The sequence below is a fragment of the Halodurantibacterium flavum genome (assembly GCF_042681825.1).
In the GTDB taxonomy this organism is placed as follows: domain Bacteria; phylum Pseudomonadota; class Alphaproteobacteria; order Rhodobacterales; family Rhodobacteraceae; genus Halodurantibacterium; species Halodurantibacterium flavum.
Genome location: NZ_JBHUGH010000037.1, coordinates 20,678 through 35,557, shown reverse-complemented (window position 1 = coordinate 35,557; position 14,880 = coordinate 20,678). Strand labels below are relative to the sequence as shown.

The following is a 14,880-nucleotide window of genomic DNA, read 5'->3' as shown; positions in this document are numbered from 1 at the left end:
CTATCCCCCGTTGGTCCATCCCCGCACACGGCGGTATTCCATCATCGCGTCGCCCCCCAGCCGCAACGTCGGCCGCTGCGCCGACCGCAGGTCGACCACCGCGACATCCCGCGACAGCAGATCCCGCGCCTGATCGAGCACGATCACCCGTTCCAGAGCCGCGACCGGGTCATCCTCGGGCAAGAGGATGCGCTGATCGCGGTCGAGCACGATGTCCCAGCGACGCTCGCCCATGCGCACCAATCCGCGCAGCCGGTCGCTGATCGGCGCCGCCGCGGCAAAGAGCGCCAGCGCCTCTTCCACATGCGCCTCCGCCCCCTCGCCGACGATCAGCGGCAGGTCGGCCCGCGCCGGGCGAAGCTCGATCTGACCCGCCTCGACTCCACGCCGGTCCAGGAGCGACAGCCCGTCCCGGTGCCGCCAGACCACCACCGGCACCCTTTCGGTCACGCGGATATCGAGGCTGCCGCTGGGACGCAGCCGCAATTCGGCACGCTCGACCGGGGCCATCGCCTCGATCTGCTGGCGCAACCGGTCGGGCTCCAGCGCGAAGGAACTGACGGGAAAGGTGAGGCCCAGCCCTGCACGGATCGCCTCGGCCAACTCGGGCGAGGCGCCGATCACGACCGCCTCGGACACCATGAATTCCGGCCGGTCCTGGATCGCCTGGCGCAGCGTCTCATACTGCGCGACCAGCGCCGCACGGCGATCCGCGCTGGCAAGGAACAGCCCGACGACGAAGGCGAGCACGAAGGCGGGCAGCCCCACCCGGAGGAACTTGCGAAAAATCGGGGTCAGCCACAGGCGGTGCCAGCGATACTGCCAGCGGCTTGGCGCGGGATCGCGACGCAGGCCTACCGGTTGCATGACGCGTCCTCGACCATCCAGCGGCAAAGCTCGGGAAAGGAATAACCCGCATGCTGCGCCTGTTCGGGCGACAGCGAGGTGGGCGTCATCCCCGGCTGCGTATTGACCTCCAGCAGCACGAGCCCCGGCAGGCCGCGCGCCTCATCCCAACGGAAATCGCTGCGCGACAGCCCCCGGCAGCCAAGCGCGCGATGCGCCCGCAGCGCATAGTCGGCACAGGCCGCGGCGATCTCGGCGGGGATCTCCGCCGGCACGACATGGCGCGACCCGCCGGGCTTGTATTTCGCGTCATAGTCATACCAGCCGTCGGTCACGATGTCGGTCACGGCAAGCGCCCGGTCCCCCATCACCGTCACGGTCAGTTCCCGCCCCGGCACATAGGTTTCGACCATCACGGTGCCCGGCATGGACGGGTCAAGCTGCGGTGGCGTGTTCGCGCCGTTCGCCACCAGATAGACGCCGACCGAAGACCCTTCGTTGTTCGGCTTGACGACATAGGGCGGCGCCAGCACATGGCGGCCGCGCACCTCATCGGCACTGGCGAGCACGCTTTCGACCACCGGCAGACCGGCGGCGCGAAACGCCTCCTTGCTGCGGGTCTTGTCCATGGCGAGCGCCGAGGCGAGCACGCCCGAATGGGTATAGGGGATCTGCAGCCATTCGAGGATGCCCTGGACGCAACCGTCCTCACCCCAGCGGCCGTGCAGCGCATTGAAGGCGACATCGGGCGAGATATCGGCAAGACGCGCGGCCAGATCCGGACCCGCGTCCAGTTCCACCACGTCATAGCCTGCATCCCGCAGCGCGGCTGCGCATTCACGCCCCGTCGACAGGGAGACCTCGCGCTCTGCCGAGCGGCCACCCATCAACACCGCGACCTTGGGGGTTGTCCTGCCCGACATACCGCCCTCATGCCCTCTGGACCTTTGCGGCCCTTGTTATCGCATCTTGTTATTCGGCAAGTGGTTCACCCACCCGCATGATTTCCCACTCTAGCGGAATCCCGGCGGTTTGGAACACCCTTTTTCGCACTTCCTCCCCCAGCGCCTCCAGCTCGGCGGCAGTGGCAGTGCCGGTGTTGATCAGGAAATTCGGGTGTTTCTCCGACATCTGCGCGCCGCCCAGCCTGTGGCCGCGCAATCCCGCCGCGTCGATCAGCTTCCACGCCTTCAAATCATGGGTATCGTCCGCCTCGCCGGTCGAGGAATAGCCGGCCGGGTTACGAAAGGTCGAGCCCGCGCTGCGGTCCTTGACCGGCTGGGTCGCATCCCGACGCGCCAGCTGATCGGCCATTTTCCGCTCAAGCGCCTCCGGATCACCGGCCGGGGCGCGGAAGGTGGCGGCGACGATCACGGCGCCTTCGGGCAGATCGCTTTGCCGGTAACGCAGGTTCAGCGTTTCCGCCGCCCGTTCCTCCAGCCGCCCGTCGCGCAGCACCATCCGGACCGAGACGAGCCGGTCCGCCGTATAGGTGCCGTAGCAGCCCGCATTCATGCGGACCGCTCCGCCGACCGAACCCGGGATGGTGCGCAGGAACGTAAGGTCGAGCCCGGCCTGAGCCGCCCGCCGCGCCACATGCGCGTCGAGCGCGGCCGCCCCGGCGGTCACGTGGTCGCCCTCGATCTCGATGCCGTTAAAGCCGCGCCCGAGCCGGATGACGACGGCGCGCAACCCGCCGTCGCGCACGATCAGGTTCGACCCCACGCCCATCGGAAAGACCGGCTGATCGGGCGGCAAGGCTGCCAGAAACTGCGCCAGATCAGCCTCATCCGCGGGCTGGAACAGCCAGTCCGCAGGCCCGCCCACGCGCAGCCAGGTGAGATCGGCGAGCGCCCGCCCCGGCGTCAGCGTGCCCCGCACCGCAGGCAGCGTCATTGCGCCCGCCACAGCCAGCGCTGCACCCTGCGCGAGACCGGCATCCGCGGCCAGGACAAGAGCAGGATGCCCAGCACGAACAGCAGGCTTCCGGCGACAGGCCCGTGTTCCCAGGTCACAAGCCCCAGAAGCGGGATGCCGAAGGCCAGCAGCACCCACACCGCCACCCCCGCCCAACGCCGCGCCGGCGACACCGCCAGCAGCGCCGCCAACAGAACCCAGAGGATCACGAGCATCCCGGCCACGCTCACGCCACGGCCTCCTTCCGGGTCAGCCGCGCGGGCAGCGCATTCGCCCAGGCCGATATCGTGCCCGCGCCCAGACAGACGACCATGTCACCCGCGCGGGCCTGTTCCCGCACCAGCCGCAGCAGGTCATCCTCGGACATCAGCGCGCGCGCGTGGCGGTGTCCGTGCTGGATGAGGCCCGTCACCAGATCGTCGCGGCTCGCGCCCGGGATCGGGTCTTCGCCGGCGGCATAGACCTCGGCAATAGCCACCACATCGGCCTCGTTGAAGCAGGTGCAGAAATCCTCAAAGAGGCTTGAGAGCCGCGAATAGCGATGCGGCTGGTGGACCGCGATGATGCGCCCCTTGCTCGACTGCCGCGCCGCGCGCAGGACGGCGGCGATTTCCACCGGATGGTGGCCGTAATCATCGATGATCGTGACGCCGTCCACCTCGGCCACCTTGGTGAAGCGGCGGTTGACCCCCGCGAAACCGGCCAGCGCCGCGCGGATTTCATCCTTCTTCATGCCCAGATGACGGGCCACTGCAATGGCCGACAGCGCGTTCGAGACGTTGTGGTCGCCCGGCATCGGCAGGGTGCAGCCCTCGATCACCTGATCTTCCTGCTGCAAGGCCACGTCGAAATGCGCGACACCGTTTTCATAGGTCAGGTTGATCGCGCGCACATCGGCCTGCGCATTGAAGCCGAAGGTGACGACGCGCCGGTCGGTCACGCGCCCGACAAGGGCCTGAACCTCCGGATGATCGGTGCAGCAGACGGCGATGCCGTAGAACGGGATGTTCGAGACGAAATCGAGGAACCCCTTGCGCAGCGCCTCGAAGCTGCCCCAATGCTCCATATGCTCCGGGTCGATATTGGTGACGATGGCGATTGTGGCGGGCAAGCGGTTGAAGCTGCCATCGCTTTCATCCGCCTCGACCACCATCCATTCGCCCGCGCCGGCCCGCGCGTTCGACCCATAGGCGTGGATGATCCCGCCATTGATGACAGTCGGATCGAACCCGCCCTTGTCGAGCAGCGTCGCGACCATCGTGGTGGTGGTCGTCTTGCCATGGGTGCCGGCGATGGCGATGTTCGACCGCAGCCGCATCAACTCGGCCAGCATCTCGGCCCGGCGGACGACCGGAAGGCCACGCAGCCGCGCCTCTTCAAGCTCGGGGTTCCCCTTGCGGATGGCCGAGGAAATGACGACGACCTCGGCATCGGCCACATTCTCGGCCCGCTGGCCGATGAAGACGCGGGCGCCCAGCTCCTCCAGCCGCCTGGTGATCGCGCTTTCGCGCAGGTCGGACCCCTGAACACGGTAGCCCAGCGTCATCAGCACCTCGGCGATGCCGGACATGCCGATGCCGCCGATGCCGACAAAATGGATGGCGCCAAGTTCGCCGGGAAGTTTCGTTGCCGCGTTCATGTCCGTTTCCGTTCTGTCGTTGCAAGCGACAAGACCATGGCCACCAGCCGGTCCGTCGCATCGGGCCGCGCCGCAGCCAGCGCATTGCGCGCCATCTGTTTTGCTGCCTCGGGCGCGTTCAGCACGCCGGCGATCTGCGCCCCAAGGCTGTCCGGGGCCAAGGCGGCCTCGGGTATCAGGATTGCGGCGCCCGCGTCAACCAATCCACGCGCATTCGCGGACTGATGATCCGCCGCAGCCCCCGCAAAGGGCACCAGAATGGCAGGCCGCCCCACGATGCTGATATCCGCGATCGAAGAGGCCCCCGCGCGCGAGATCACAAGCTGCGCCTCGCTCAGCCGGCGGGGGATGTCGGCGAAAAAGGGTTCGACCTCGGCGGCGATATCGGCCGCAGCATAGGCGGCGCGCACACGCTCCAGATCCTCGGGGCGGGCCTGTTGCGCCACGCGCAGGCGGTCGCGCAGGTCCTGCGGTAGCGCCGCGACCGCGGCCGGGACCACGTCCGACAGGATGCGCGCGCCCTGACTGCCACCGAAGACCAGAAGGCTCATGGGATAATCGCCGGGCGGGATATAGGGCGCACCGGCGCGTTCCAGAACGGCGGCGCGGACCGGATTGCCGGTATGCGTCCCCTCGACCCCGGCGGGCAGATCGGTGGGCCAGGTGCCGCAGGCAATCGCATCGACCCGCCCCGCAAGCCGCCGGTTGACCTGCCCCAGCACCCCGTTCTGTTCGTGGATCATGCGCGGCAGCCGCAGCAGGATCGCCGCCGACAGCGCCGGGATCGACGGATAGCCGCCGAAGCCCACGACGACACGCGGCCGGTCGCGCAGGAACTGCGTCAGCGCCCCGCCCATCCCGGCCAGCAGGCGCAAGGGCACCGCCGCCTTGGCGAGCGGCCCGCCCCGGGCAAAGGTTGCGCTGGCCACCTGTTCGACCTTGACCACATGCGGAAACCCGCCGGCATAGCGCGCGCCCCGCGCATCGGTGGACAGCTTGACGCGCCAGCCCCGCCGGACCATCGCCTCGGCCAGCGCCTGGGCCGGGAACATGTGGCCGCCGGTCCCCCCGGCCGCGATCACGAGAAGCGGCTGGTCCCCCATCACCGCCCCCGCCGCAACAGGATGTCCCCGATCTCGCCCTGCGGACGGGTGCGCGTGAAGGCCAGCAGCATCCCGACCCCGATCCCGGCCGCGATCAGGGACGAGCCGCCATAGGACACGAAGGGCAACGTCATCCCCTTGGCCGGCAGCAACCGCACCGCGACGCCCATGTTGATCATCGCCTGAACCGCGAACATGCAGGCGAGGCCGGTCCCCGCAAGCCGGATGAAGGGGTCGCGTTCGCGCATCAGGCGCAGAAGCGACCGCACCGTGATGCAGCTGTAAAGCAGGATGATGGCGAGGACGAGGATCAGGCCGTATTCCTCGGCGGCGACGGCGATGATGAAGTCGGTATGCGCATCCGGCAGGGACCATTTCACCTGCCCCTCGCCGACGCCGACTCCGAAAAATCCGCCCTCCTGGATCGCGTTGGTGGCATAGCCGAGCTGCGTGCGCGGGTCGACCTCGGGCGAGAGGAAGCCGTCGATCCGACGCGCGAAATGTTCGGAGTTGTTATAGGCCATCAGCCCGATGAAACCCACGAAGCCGCCGATGATCAGGATCAGGAGCATCGGCGCGCCCGCCACGAAATACATGACCCCCCAGCCAAAGAGCACCAGCGCCCCCTGTCCGAAGTCTGGCTGAAGCACCAGAAAGCCCACGATCACCATCGCGACGAAAAAGGAAATGAGCCGCCCCGGCGGGCCGTTCAGATCAAAGCTCGCCGCCATCAGCCAGGCGACGAGAACGGCGAAGAACGGCTTGAGGAATTCCGACGGCTGGAACGATGCAAAGCCGAGCGAGTACCAACGCACCGCCCCTTTGCCGAAATCCGTGCCGAGGAACGGCAGAAACGCGAGCGCGACAAAGGACAGAAGAAACCCGAGCACGCCGATCCGCCGGATCTGGGACGGCGACAGCATCGAGGTGAAGAGCATCGCAATCAGCGCCATGCCGCCAAAGAAGGCTTGCCGCTGCACATAGTAGAAGGGATCGAGCCCGTTGCGGGTCGCAAGCGGCGGAGAAGAGGCGAGCCCCAACAACAGCCCCACCCCGAACAGCAGCAGGATGCAGCACAGCGTCCACTTATCCACCGTGCGCCACCACCGCGGGATGACCGGTTCACCCGGTCTCGCCGGCACGGCACCATAGACCATTTCCGTCATGGTTCTGCCTTTTCTGCCTGTCTGCCTCGTTTCGCCCGTTTTTCCGGGTCTCGGGCGGGAGTCTAGCGCGAAAGAGACGCCCGCGCCAGATGCGATGGCAAGGGAAAACGGCGCGGCAGGATCACAATCGAGGCGGCGGATCAGATGGTGGATCAGACTGCGGATCAGACTGGCCCGCCGCTCAGCAGGGGGTCGCCGATCAGCGGGGCGAGGCGGGGAAAATCCTCTCCGTCGTCAGGATCAATGCCGAACCCGTCGGTCAGGGGAAGAGGTGCCGCGACCTGAGCCCCCGGAAGCTGGGCCGAAGACAGGTCGCCCAGTTGAAGGCCGCCGAGTCCCTGGGCGGTCTCCTCGGGCTCGGGCGCGCCAAGGCGGAACGCGCGGAACCCGCGATGCGCGCCCAGTTGCCCGGTCGAGGCAGGCAGCGGCGCGCCGCCCGGCCCCTGCAACTGAACCCGGTCCAACACATCCTCGGGCAGCGGAATGACCGTGCCGGGGGCAAAGGACATGACGGCGGAAAGCGGCAAGGTCAGACGGTGGAGCACGGCCTCAACCTCGGCCGGGGCTGCCATGACCGCGCGGGTGATGGCACCGGACCAGGTCCGCGCATCTTCGCGGGCCAACTGCGCGCGCGCCGCCCCGTCGCGCAGCGGCTTGCGCAGGACGCCCCGCCCCTGCGCCGGCAGCGCGAGCAGGATCGAGCCTGCCCGCGCGCCCGCGCCCAGTTCGACATCGGCCCGCATGATCCGCATCGGCGCATCGTCGAGGATCAGCGACAGGGGCCGGGTATCGGCGAGGAAAGAGGCATAGCGGAAACCGCCGGCCCAGATTTCATCCGGAGAGCCGGAAAGATCCTGCTCCAATCCTTGCAGAACCATGTCGATGAAGGTCGCGGTCATCACGGCATCGGTGCGGGTCGGTTTGCGCGGCGGCGCCTCGCCCCCCGAGATCCGGCCCGTGGTCTGCATCTCGATCAGCCCGGCCAGAACCGGCGGAGAAATCGCGATCATGCCAAGCGCGTCGCGCGGCCCCTCCAGCACGGTGACGAGGGACAGGGCCTCGGGCATTTCCAGAAGCTCCGCCTGCGTGACCAGATCGGCGGCGACGCCCGTGACGAAGAGATCGAGTTGCAGCACCTGCCGCGCCGCCCGACCCAGCGCCAGCGCAAAGACCCGCGGCGGCGTCGACGGCTGCGCCTCCGGCCTTGCGCGCATGGCCTCGGTCTTGCGCCTGAGAACCGAAATCATCTGTTGATCCAGCATGATGATGCCCCTTCTGCAGCCGTTTCTGCCCAGCCGGGACAAAGCATCGCGCAGATGGGTTATGAAAAGGTTAGCGCGCCTCGGCCCGCCTGTGCGATGCGGCGCGCGCGGGCAGGCTGACGCGGAACGAGGCGCCGCCCTGTCCGGGTACATAGGTGATCTCTCCGCCCAGCTTGCGCATGATCTCGCGGCAGATCGCAAGGCCAAGACCCGCGCCGCCTGCCTTGGTCGTGTCGGTCAGCCGCGCGAATTTCTCGAAGATGAGCGCCTGGCTTTTCTTGGGGATGCCCGACCCGTTATCGGTGAAATCGACCCGAACCTGCCCGCGCCGCTCGCGCACCCGGATGCTGAGCCGCGGCTGCGGCGCGTCGCAATATTTCCGCGCGTTGGAAATCACGTTGATGAACACCTGCGCCAGCCGCCCCGGATCGGTGGTCACCAGCACATTCTCGGTGGCCGGGTCGCGGTCGATCACGAATTCACGCCCCGGCGCCGAGGCCGAGGCCATCAGCGCGCGGTCAAGCAGCGAGCGGACATTCACCGTCTCATGATCCAGCTGGACCTGACCGTGTTCCAGAACGCTCAGATCCAGAAGGTCGTCGAGCAGGCGCGTCAGGCGGATCGCCTCTTCGTGGATGATGCCCGCGAATTTCAGCCGTGCCTCATCGTCGGTCGCCGCCCCGTCGCGCAGGATCTCCGAAAACGCCCGGATCGAAGTCATCGGCGTGCGCAATTCATGGCTGATCTGCGACAGAAACGCGTCCTTCTGCACCGAAAGCTCCGTCAGCTTCTCATTCGCCTCGCGCAGTTGGCGGGCGGTGCGGGTCAGTTCCTCGGACTTGGCCTCCAGCTGGCTGGAATATTCCATGATCTGCGCGGTTTCGTTCGCGACCGCCATCAGATCCTCGACGGAAACAAGGGCACCCCCCACGATCTGCCCCACCATCGCATGCGCCGTGGCCGACCCGACCGATCCCGCCAACTGACGTTCCAGCCGGCCGAGGAATTCCGGCGTCGTGTCGGGCAAGAGCCCGCCCTTGCCCTGCGCCTCGGCCTCGGCCTGGAAAAACGACTGCGCCGCATCGGGCCCGAGGATACGTTGCGCCATCACCAGAAGGTCTTCGGCCTCTGCGGCGCTCTGGCTCCAGCTTCGGGCGCCGGCATCGAGGTCGAACACGTTCACGAATTGCGCGCCCTGCACCCGTTCGATCGGGCTGGGGAAGGAAAAGATCGACACGAGGAAAAACGCCGTCGCGTTCAACGAGAGGCTCCAGAACATCGCGTGGAGCAGCGGGTCCAGCCCGTCGAGCCCCAGAAGAGCCCGGGGCCGCAGCCAGCCAAGCCCGGCCGGGCCATCGGCAAGCAACGCCGCGGAAAACACCACATCGGGGCCAAAGCTCGGCAGGAAAAGCGTGTAGAGCCACAGCAGGAATCCCACGCCGAGCCCCGCCGCCGCCCCGACCCGCGTCGCCCCACGCCAGAAGATGCCGCCGATCAGCGCCGGCAGGATCTGCGCCAGCCCCAGAAAGGCGATCAGCCCGATGGAGGCCAGCGCCTCTGACCCGCCGGTGATGCGGTAATACGCATAGCCGAGCGCCAGCACCGCCGCGATGGAAACCCGCCGCGCCAGCAGCACGAGCCTGCGCACATCGCCCGCGCCCCCCTGCCGCCGGGCAAGGGAGAGCCAGAGCGGCATCACGATATGGTTCGAGACCATGGTCGAAAGCGCGATGGCCGCCACGATCACCATCGACGTGGCCGAGGAAAACCCGCCCAGGAACGCCAGCATCGCCAGACCGCCGCGATCCAGCGCCAGCGGCAGGGTCAGCACGAAGAGATCCGGGTTCGTGCCCTCTGGCAGCACCTCCAGCCCGACCACCGCGATCGGGATGACGAAAAGGCTCATGAGGAAGAGATAGAGCGGGAAGGCCCAGCTCGCCGTCGCAAGATGCCGTTCGTCCGAGTTCTCGACCACCATCACCTGAAACATGCGCGGCAGCGTCAGGATCGCAGCCCCGGACAGGAAGGTCAGTGCCGCCCAGCGTCCGGGGGCGGGCGACCAGTCCGAGAGGGCCGAGGCCTCGATCCGCCGGGCCATTTCCAGCGGACCGCCGCCGATTGCCCAGACGACGAAAACCCCCACCGCGAGCAGTGCGATGAGCTTGACGACCGCCTCGACCGCGATGGCAATGACCACCCCGTGATGCTGTTCGTTGGAATCGAGGTTGCGCGTCCCAAAGAGGATGGTGAAAAGCGCAAGCCCCCCCGCCACCCAGACCGCCGTCGCGTTCACATCCGCGGGCGCCCATTCCGGCGTTTCCGCCGCGAAGACCGCGAATGACAGGGTGACGGATTGCAGCTGCAGCGCTATATAGGGCGTGATCCCTACCACGGCGAGAACCGTCACGATCACACCCAGCAGGTTCGATTTCCCGTATCGCGCTGAAATCAGGTCGGCGATGGAGGTCACGCGATGGATGCGGCCGATCCGCACCATCTTGCGCAGGACCCACCACCAGCCGACAAAGACGATCGTGGGGCCAAGATAGATCGTCAGGAATTCCAGCCCCGACCGCACCGCATAGCCGACCGCGCCGTAAAAGGTCCAGGCGGTGCAGTAGATCGAGAGCGACAGCGTATAGATCACCGAGGACCGCAACCAGCCGATCCGCGCCGCCTCCGCCCGTCGTTCCACCAGAAAGGCCACGAGGAACAGCAACGCCACATAGGCGAGGCAGACGAGGACAAGGATGTTGAAGGCCACCATCAGGGGGCCCTGCCGCCATCCCCGCGCGCGCCATCGCCACGCGCGCCATCCCCATGCTGGCCGTCGTCATCCACCGGCAGAACCCGCGACAGGATCGCCGCCGCCACGATCAGCACGAACCAGAGCGCGAAGAGATAGATCTTGGTCGCGACGGTGTTGATCGCCCCGGTCGCGGGCAGCCACAACAGCGGCAGCAGCACGAGGCCCGTGGCCAGCAGCGGCAGCAGCCGCGCAAGGTCCATCATCCGCCGCCGCCGGTAATTCTGCCGGGCGAGGTAAAGCGGGCGCCCCGGCAGGCCGGCCGGTGCCATCCTCAGGCCCCCTGCCCCAGAAGCTGGCGGACGGAATCCAGCATCTCGGCATTGGAAAAGGGCTTGGTCATGAACAGGCTCGCGCCGCTGCGTTCGGCCAGATCGCGGTCGCGGCTTTGCCCCTTGGCGGTCAGCATCAGCACCGGCAGGTCCGAAAACCGCGCGTCGGCGCGCAGCGCGGTCAGGATGTCGAACCCGCTCTGGCCCGGCAGCATCACGTCGAGGATGACGAGATCCGGGCCCGCCTGCCGGATTGTCGAAAGCGCCGTCGCCCCGTCGGCATGGGTCGTCACCTCCCACCCTTCACGCGACAGGATGAAGCGCAGCGCCTCCACAATATTCGGTTCGTCCTCGACAAGAAGGACATGCTTCTTCATCTCGCCCCCTGACCGTCCTCCCACGGTTGCACGACTATCGGCAGAATTCTGCCCGCTGTCAAAACCCGAGTTCCGCTGCGTCACCGGAAGTTCGCCCCGCGCCCCGGATCGGCATCCGGTTCGTCGCCCGCCGGTGGACCGGAAGCAGGCATCAGCGACGGTTCCCGCCGTGCCGGGCAGGCCGCGCGCGGGCAGATGCGGCAGCTTGTCCCCACGGGTTGCGCGGGGGCGGCATCCTGGGGCGGCGACGACGGCAGGATCAGCATCATCGCCTCGGCCAGAACGGGGCCGTCAAAGCCCCCCGGATGGGACGGCGCACAGATCGCGTAGCAGAGAAACCGGCGGGGCACGCGGTCCGCCATCTCGATCACCTGCCGCACCGGCGTCATCGGCCGCGCAAGCGCCTGATAAAGCGGCCAGAGCGGACAGGCCCCGCCAAAGCGCGGCAGCCCGAAGCCGTCGAGCGGCTTGCGGAAGGTGAGCGTCCCCGACCCGTCGCAGATCACCAGACCGGCGGCGAGGTCCTGCGCCGGCAGCGCAGCCAGCCGCCGCAGGATCACAGGCAGCCCCACGCCCAGCCTTTGCGACAGCGCGCCCGGATCGGGTCCCAGGTCCGCCAGCGCGGCCCGCAGGCGCGGCAGGGGAACGGCCCTTGCATCCGCGAGATACCGTGCCGCATGGGCCGCGGCCAGAATGCGGGCCGATCCGCTTGCCAGCAGCCGTTCCCCGGCCAGAAACGCCGCAGGCGCAGGCGGATCGGGCCGTTCAAGCGCCGCAAGATGATAATCCGTCCCGGCCAGCCAGCCTTCCACCTCTTCCTGCGGCGAGGCAAGGCCTGCCTCTTCCGCGTCCGAGGCGTCAAGATAGGCCACCAGCGCCTCGGCCCCGGCGGCAAGCCGTTCGGTATCCTCCTGCAGGTTGCGGTGAAAGCGCGCGCGCCATTCGGGTTCCAGATCCTCGGTCCCAGTGATGATCGCGGCAGTGGACCGGACCGAGGTCACGGCCGACAGCACCTCATGCAGCGCCGACGAAAGATGCGGATCATGGGCCATCCGGTCCGTCAGCCGCACCACCGCCCGTTCAAGCGTCCGGATACGCAGATGCTGCGCCGCAAGCAGGGCCGCCCAGCCGGGCAGACGACCGGCGAATTCCTCGATCCGGTCAAGCTCGGGCATCGGCGGCGTCGCGACCGCCGCGGCCGCCCCGCGCAGGCCCTGGATCACGGCCGCCCCCGCCCCTTCGGTCAGGGCAGAGGGGTCGACATCAAGGGCCGTCGCCAGCGCCGACAGATGCGCATCCGTCACCCGGCGGCGGTTATGTTCGATGAGGTTCAGATAGGACGGCGATATCCCGGCGGCGCGGGCCAGTTCCGCCTGCCGCATTCCCAATAGCATCCGCCGTTCGCGGATGCGGCTGCCTGTCAATGCACCGCGTGGCATGGAAATCCCCGGCGCGCCAGATGCGCGCGCCGGGGCAGTTTACAGGCTTTGCAAGCCCAGCCAAGACCTTAGTCGGCCAGCGCCTGTTCGGTGATGTCCAGCGTATAGGCGCCTTCCGGCTCGGCCGAGATCACGGGGTCGGACCCGCCGCCCAAAAGCGTCGCAACCGTGCGTTCATAATCCTCCAGATCCAGAGTGCCGTCGGACCCGGCGGTCAGCTTTGCCACCTCGGTCATCATGCGGATCTGGTGCTGTTCGGTCTGCGCGCCCGTATCGTCATAGTCGAGCACGATCATCGCCGCGTCTTCCGGGTTCTCCTCGGCCCATTTCCAGCCGCGCATGCTGGCGCGGACGAACCGCACGAGGCGGTCTTCGAATTCAGGATCGCTCAGCCGGTCCTCAAGCACGTAAAGCCCGTCTTCCAGCGTCGCGACGCCCTGATCCTCATACTTGAAGGTGATGAGGTCTTCCTCGGCGATGCCCGCGTCGATGACCTGCCAGTATTCGTTATAGGTCATGGTCGAGATGCAATCGGCCTGCCGCTGCAACAGCGGATCGACGTTGAAGCCCTGCCGCAGCACCTCTACCCCGTCCGGCCCGCCTTCGGTCGGGATGCCAAGCGTGCTCATCCAGCTGAGGAACGGGTATTCGTTGCCGAAGAACCAGACGCCTAGCGTGCGGCCAGGAAAATCCTCGGGGCCGGTGATGCCGGTATCGGCAAGGCAGGTCAGCATCATGCCCGACGACTTGAAGGGCTGCGCCACGTTCACGAGCGGCAGGCCGGCCTCGCGCGCGGCCAGGGCGGCGGGCATCCATTCGACGATCACATCGGCCCCGCCCCCTGCCAGAACCTGTGGCGGTGCGATATCGGGGCCGCCGGGGCGGATCGTGACGTTCAGATCCTCTTCCTCATAGAACCCGTTCTCCAGCGCGACGTAGTAGCCCGCGAACTGGGCCTGCGTCACCCATTTGAGCTGAAGCGTGAAGTCGTCGGCCGCCCGGGCCGCGCCCGTCAGAGCGCCGGTCAGCGCCCCAAGGGCCAGTGCACTTGTCATCAGTCTTTTCATTTTTCATACCTCCTGTTGCATCATCCACGGCCCCTTTGCGACGGGTGCCAAAAGGTCACCCGGCGTTCGATCGCCGCGACAATTCCGTAGAATGCCGAACCCGCGGCTGCCGCCACCGCGATCTCAGCCCAGACCATGTCAAGACGCAGCCGCCCGACCTCGGTCGAAATGCGGAAACCCATGCCCCGGATCGGACTGCCGAAAAATTCGGCGACAATCGCCCCGATCAGGGCAAGCGTTGTCGCAATCTTGAGCCCGTTGAAGATGAACGGCATGGCGGCGGGCAGGCGCAGCTTCCACAGCGCCTGCCAGTAGCTGGCGGAATAGGTGTGCATCAGGTCGCGCTGCATCGGGTCGGCGGCGCGCAAGCCCTCGACCGTGTTCACGAGGACCGGAAAGAACACCATCACGGCCACGACCGCCGCCTTGGATTGCCAGTCAAAGCCGAACCACATCACAAGGATGGGTGCGATCCCGATGATCGGCAGCGCCGCGACGAAATTGCCCACCGGCAACAGGCCCCGCGTCAGGAACGGCGAGCGGTCGATCAGGATGGCAAGCAGGGTCGCCGCGCCGCATCCCATCGCATATCCGCTCAGCGCCCCCTTGACGAAGGTCTGCACGAAGTCGACCCAGAGGATCGAGGTGCTGGCCGCAAAGCGTTCTGCAATCGCCGAGGGCGCGGGCAGGATCACCCGCGGGACGGCGGCGCCCGTCACGATGGCCTCCCACAACCACAAGAGGGTCAGGCCAAAGATCAGCGGCGCAGCCAGACGCAAGGCGCGGCCCAGCGACCCCTGCACCCGCAACGCGGCGAGCCGCGCGACCAGCATCCACGCGCCCAGCCAGACGGCGACCACCCCCGCCCAATAGGCCGGCGCGGGCGGCGCCCCCACCAGCGCCAGGGCGCCGAGCAGCAGGAGGAGGCCAAAGACCGGAAGGCCTGCGGCCCCGGGCAGGGCGAAGGCCACGGCGATTGCCGCAAG

Annotated in this window: 14 protein-coding genes; all 14 read right to left on the bottom strand. The window is 67.6% G+C overall.

The genetic code is table 11. The features are described from left to right. Complete coding sequence (locus tag ACFSGJ_RS19075; protein WP_390265564.1) at positions 1 to 867, bottom strand: cell division protein FtsQ/DivIB; 867 nt, start codon at positions 865 to 867, stop codon at positions 1 to 3. Then, a complete protein-coding gene (locus ACFSGJ_RS19070; RefSeq protein ID WP_390265562.1) occupies positions 855 to 1,769 on the bottom strand; it encodes a D-alanine--D-alanine ligase in 915 nt (304 codons plus the stop codon). Before ACFSGJ_RS19070 ends, ACFSGJ_RS19075 begins: the two co-directional genes overlap by 13 nt. Before the next feature lie 49 nt (positions 1,770 to 1,818). Continuing rightward, on the bottom strand, positions 1,819 to 2,742 hold the full coding sequence (murB, locus tag ACFSGJ_RS19065; RefSeq protein ID WP_390265560.1) for a UDP-N-acetylmuramate dehydrogenase: 924 nt from the start codon (positions 2,740 to 2,742) through the stop codon (positions 1,819 to 1,821). Then, positions 2,739 to 2,993, bottom strand: a complete 255-nt coding sequence (locus ACFSGJ_RS19060; RefSeq protein ID WP_390265558.1) for a DUF2484 family protein — start codon at positions 2,991 to 2,993, stop codon at positions 2,739 to 2,741. The genes murB and ACFSGJ_RS19060 overlap by 4 nt, the downstream gene beginning before the upstream one ends. Further along, positions 2,990 to 4,402, bottom strand: coding sequence for a UDP-N-acetylmuramate--L-alanine ligase (gene murC / locus ACFSGJ_RS19055; RefSeq protein WP_390265556.1), 1,413 nt, complete (start codon positions 4,400 to 4,402; stop codon positions 2,990 to 2,992). Before murC ends, ACFSGJ_RS19060 begins: the two co-directional genes overlap by 4 nt. Continuing rightward, a complete protein-coding gene (locus ACFSGJ_RS19050; protein WP_390265554.1) occupies positions 4,399 to 5,505 on the bottom strand; it encodes a UDP-N-acetylglucosamine--N-acetylmuramyl-(pentapeptide) pyrophosphoryl-undecaprenol N-acetylglucosamine transferase in 1,107 nt (368 codons plus the stop codon). The genes murC and ACFSGJ_RS19050 overlap by 4 nt, the downstream gene beginning before the upstream one ends. Next, a complete protein-coding gene (gene ftsW / locus ACFSGJ_RS19045) occupies positions 5,505 to 6,671 on the bottom strand; it encodes a putative lipid II flippase FtsW (protein ID WP_390265552.1) in 1,167 nt (388 codons plus the stop codon). Before ftsW ends, ACFSGJ_RS19050 begins: the two co-directional genes overlap by 1 nt. Before the next feature lie 164 nt (positions 6,672 to 6,835). Continuing rightward, positions 6,836 to 7,933 (bottom strand): FliM/FliN family flagellar motor switch protein, encoded by a 1,098-nt coding sequence (locus ACFSGJ_RS19040; protein WP_390265550.1) that lies wholly within the window; start codon positions 7,931 to 7,933, stop codon positions 6,836 to 6,838. Positions 7,934 to 8,003: 70 nt separating this feature from the next. Continuing rightward, complete coding sequence (locus ACFSGJ_RS19035) at positions 8,004 to 10,700, bottom strand: ATP-binding protein (RefSeq protein ID WP_390265548.1); 2,697 nt, start codon at positions 10,698 to 10,700, stop codon at positions 8,004 to 8,006. After that, a complete protein-coding gene (locus ACFSGJ_RS19030) occupies positions 10,700 to 11,011 on the bottom strand; it encodes a hypothetical protein (protein ID WP_390265546.1) in 312 nt (103 codons plus the stop codon). The genes ACFSGJ_RS19035 and ACFSGJ_RS19030 overlap by 1 nt, the downstream gene beginning before the upstream one ends. 2 nt (positions 11,012 to 11,013) lie before the next feature. Continuing rightward, on the bottom strand, positions 11,014 to 11,388 hold the full coding sequence (locus ACFSGJ_RS19025; protein WP_390265544.1) for a response regulator transcription factor: 375 nt from the start codon (positions 11,386 to 11,388) through the stop codon (positions 11,014 to 11,016). An 80-nt stretch (positions 11,389 to 11,468) separates the two neighbouring features. Continuing rightward, a complete protein-coding gene (locus tag ACFSGJ_RS19020) occupies positions 11,469 to 12,827 on the bottom strand; it encodes a short-chain fatty acyl-CoA regulator family protein (RefSeq protein WP_390265542.1) in 1,359 nt (452 codons plus the stop codon). A gap of 68 nt (positions 12,828 to 12,895) precedes the next feature. Further along, positions 12,896 to 13,894 (bottom strand): ABC transporter substrate-binding protein, encoded by a 999-nt coding sequence (locus ACFSGJ_RS19015; protein ID WP_390265540.1) that lies wholly within the window; start codon positions 13,892 to 13,894, stop codon positions 12,896 to 12,898. Between the two features lie 20 nt (positions 13,895 to 13,914). Continuing rightward, positions 13,915 to 14,727 carry an ABC transporter permease gene (locus ACFSGJ_RS19010; RefSeq protein ID WP_390265769.1) on the bottom strand — a complete coding sequence of 271 codons (813 nt, stop codon included), beginning with the start codon at positions 14,725 to 14,727 and terminating at the stop codon, positions 13,915 to 13,917. Positions 14,728 to 14,880 lie beyond the last annotated feature (153 nt).

What these genes read in the sequence shown, in the direction of transcription:
- murC (WP_390265556.1), bottom strand. Translation starts at nt 4,402, where the DNA reads ATGAACGCGGCAACGAAACTTCCCGGCGAACTTGGCGCCATCCATTTT.
- ACFSGJ_RS19010 (WP_390265769.1), bottom strand. Translation starts at nt 14,727, where the DNA reads ATGCTGGTCGCGCGGCTCGCCGCGTTGCGGGTGCAGGGGTCGCTGGGC.
- ACFSGJ_RS19070 (WP_390265562.1), bottom strand. Translation starts at nt 1,769, where the DNA reads ATGTCGGGCAGGACAACCCCCAAGGTCGCGGTGTTGATGGGTGGCCGC.
- ACFSGJ_RS19040 (WP_390265550.1), bottom strand. Translation starts at nt 7,933, where the DNA reads ATGCTGGATCAACAGATGATTTCGGTTCTCAGGCGCAAGACCGAGGCC.
- ACFSGJ_RS19015 (WP_390265540.1), bottom strand. Translation starts at nt 13,894, where the DNA reads ATGAAAAGACTGATGACAAGTGCACTGGCCCTTGGGGCGCTGACCGGC.
- ACFSGJ_RS19025 (WP_390265544.1), bottom strand. Translation starts at nt 11,388, where the DNA reads ATGAAGAAGCATGTCCTTCTTGTCGAGGACGAACCGAATATTGTGGAG.
- ACFSGJ_RS19035 (WP_390265548.1), bottom strand. Translation starts at nt 10,700, where the DNA reads ATGGTGGCCTTCAACATCCTTGTCCTCGTCTGCCTCGCCTATGTGGCG.
- ACFSGJ_RS19020 (WP_390265542.1), bottom strand. Translation starts at nt 12,827, where the DNA reads ATGCCACGCGGTGCATTGACAGGCAGCCGCATCCGCGAACGGCGGATG.
- ftsW (WP_390265552.1), bottom strand. Translation starts at nt 6,671, where the DNA reads ATGACGGAAATGGTCTATGGTGCCGTGCCGGCGAGACCGGGTGAACCG.
- murB (WP_390265560.1), bottom strand. Translation starts at nt 2,742, where the DNA reads ATGACGCTGCCTGCGGTGCGGGGCACGCTGACGCCGGGGCGGGCGCTC.
- ACFSGJ_RS19075 (WP_390265564.1), bottom strand. Translation starts at nt 867, where the DNA reads ATGCAACCGGTAGGCCTGCGTCGCGATCCCGCGCCAAGCCGCTGGCAG.
- ACFSGJ_RS19030 (WP_390265546.1), bottom strand. Translation starts at nt 11,011, where the DNA reads ATGGCACCGGCCGGCCTGCCGGGGCGCCCGCTTTACCTCGCCCGGCAG.
- ACFSGJ_RS19050 (WP_390265554.1), bottom strand. Translation starts at nt 5,505, where the DNA reads ATGGGGGACCAGCCGCTTCTCGTGATCGCGGCCGGGGGGACCGGCGGC.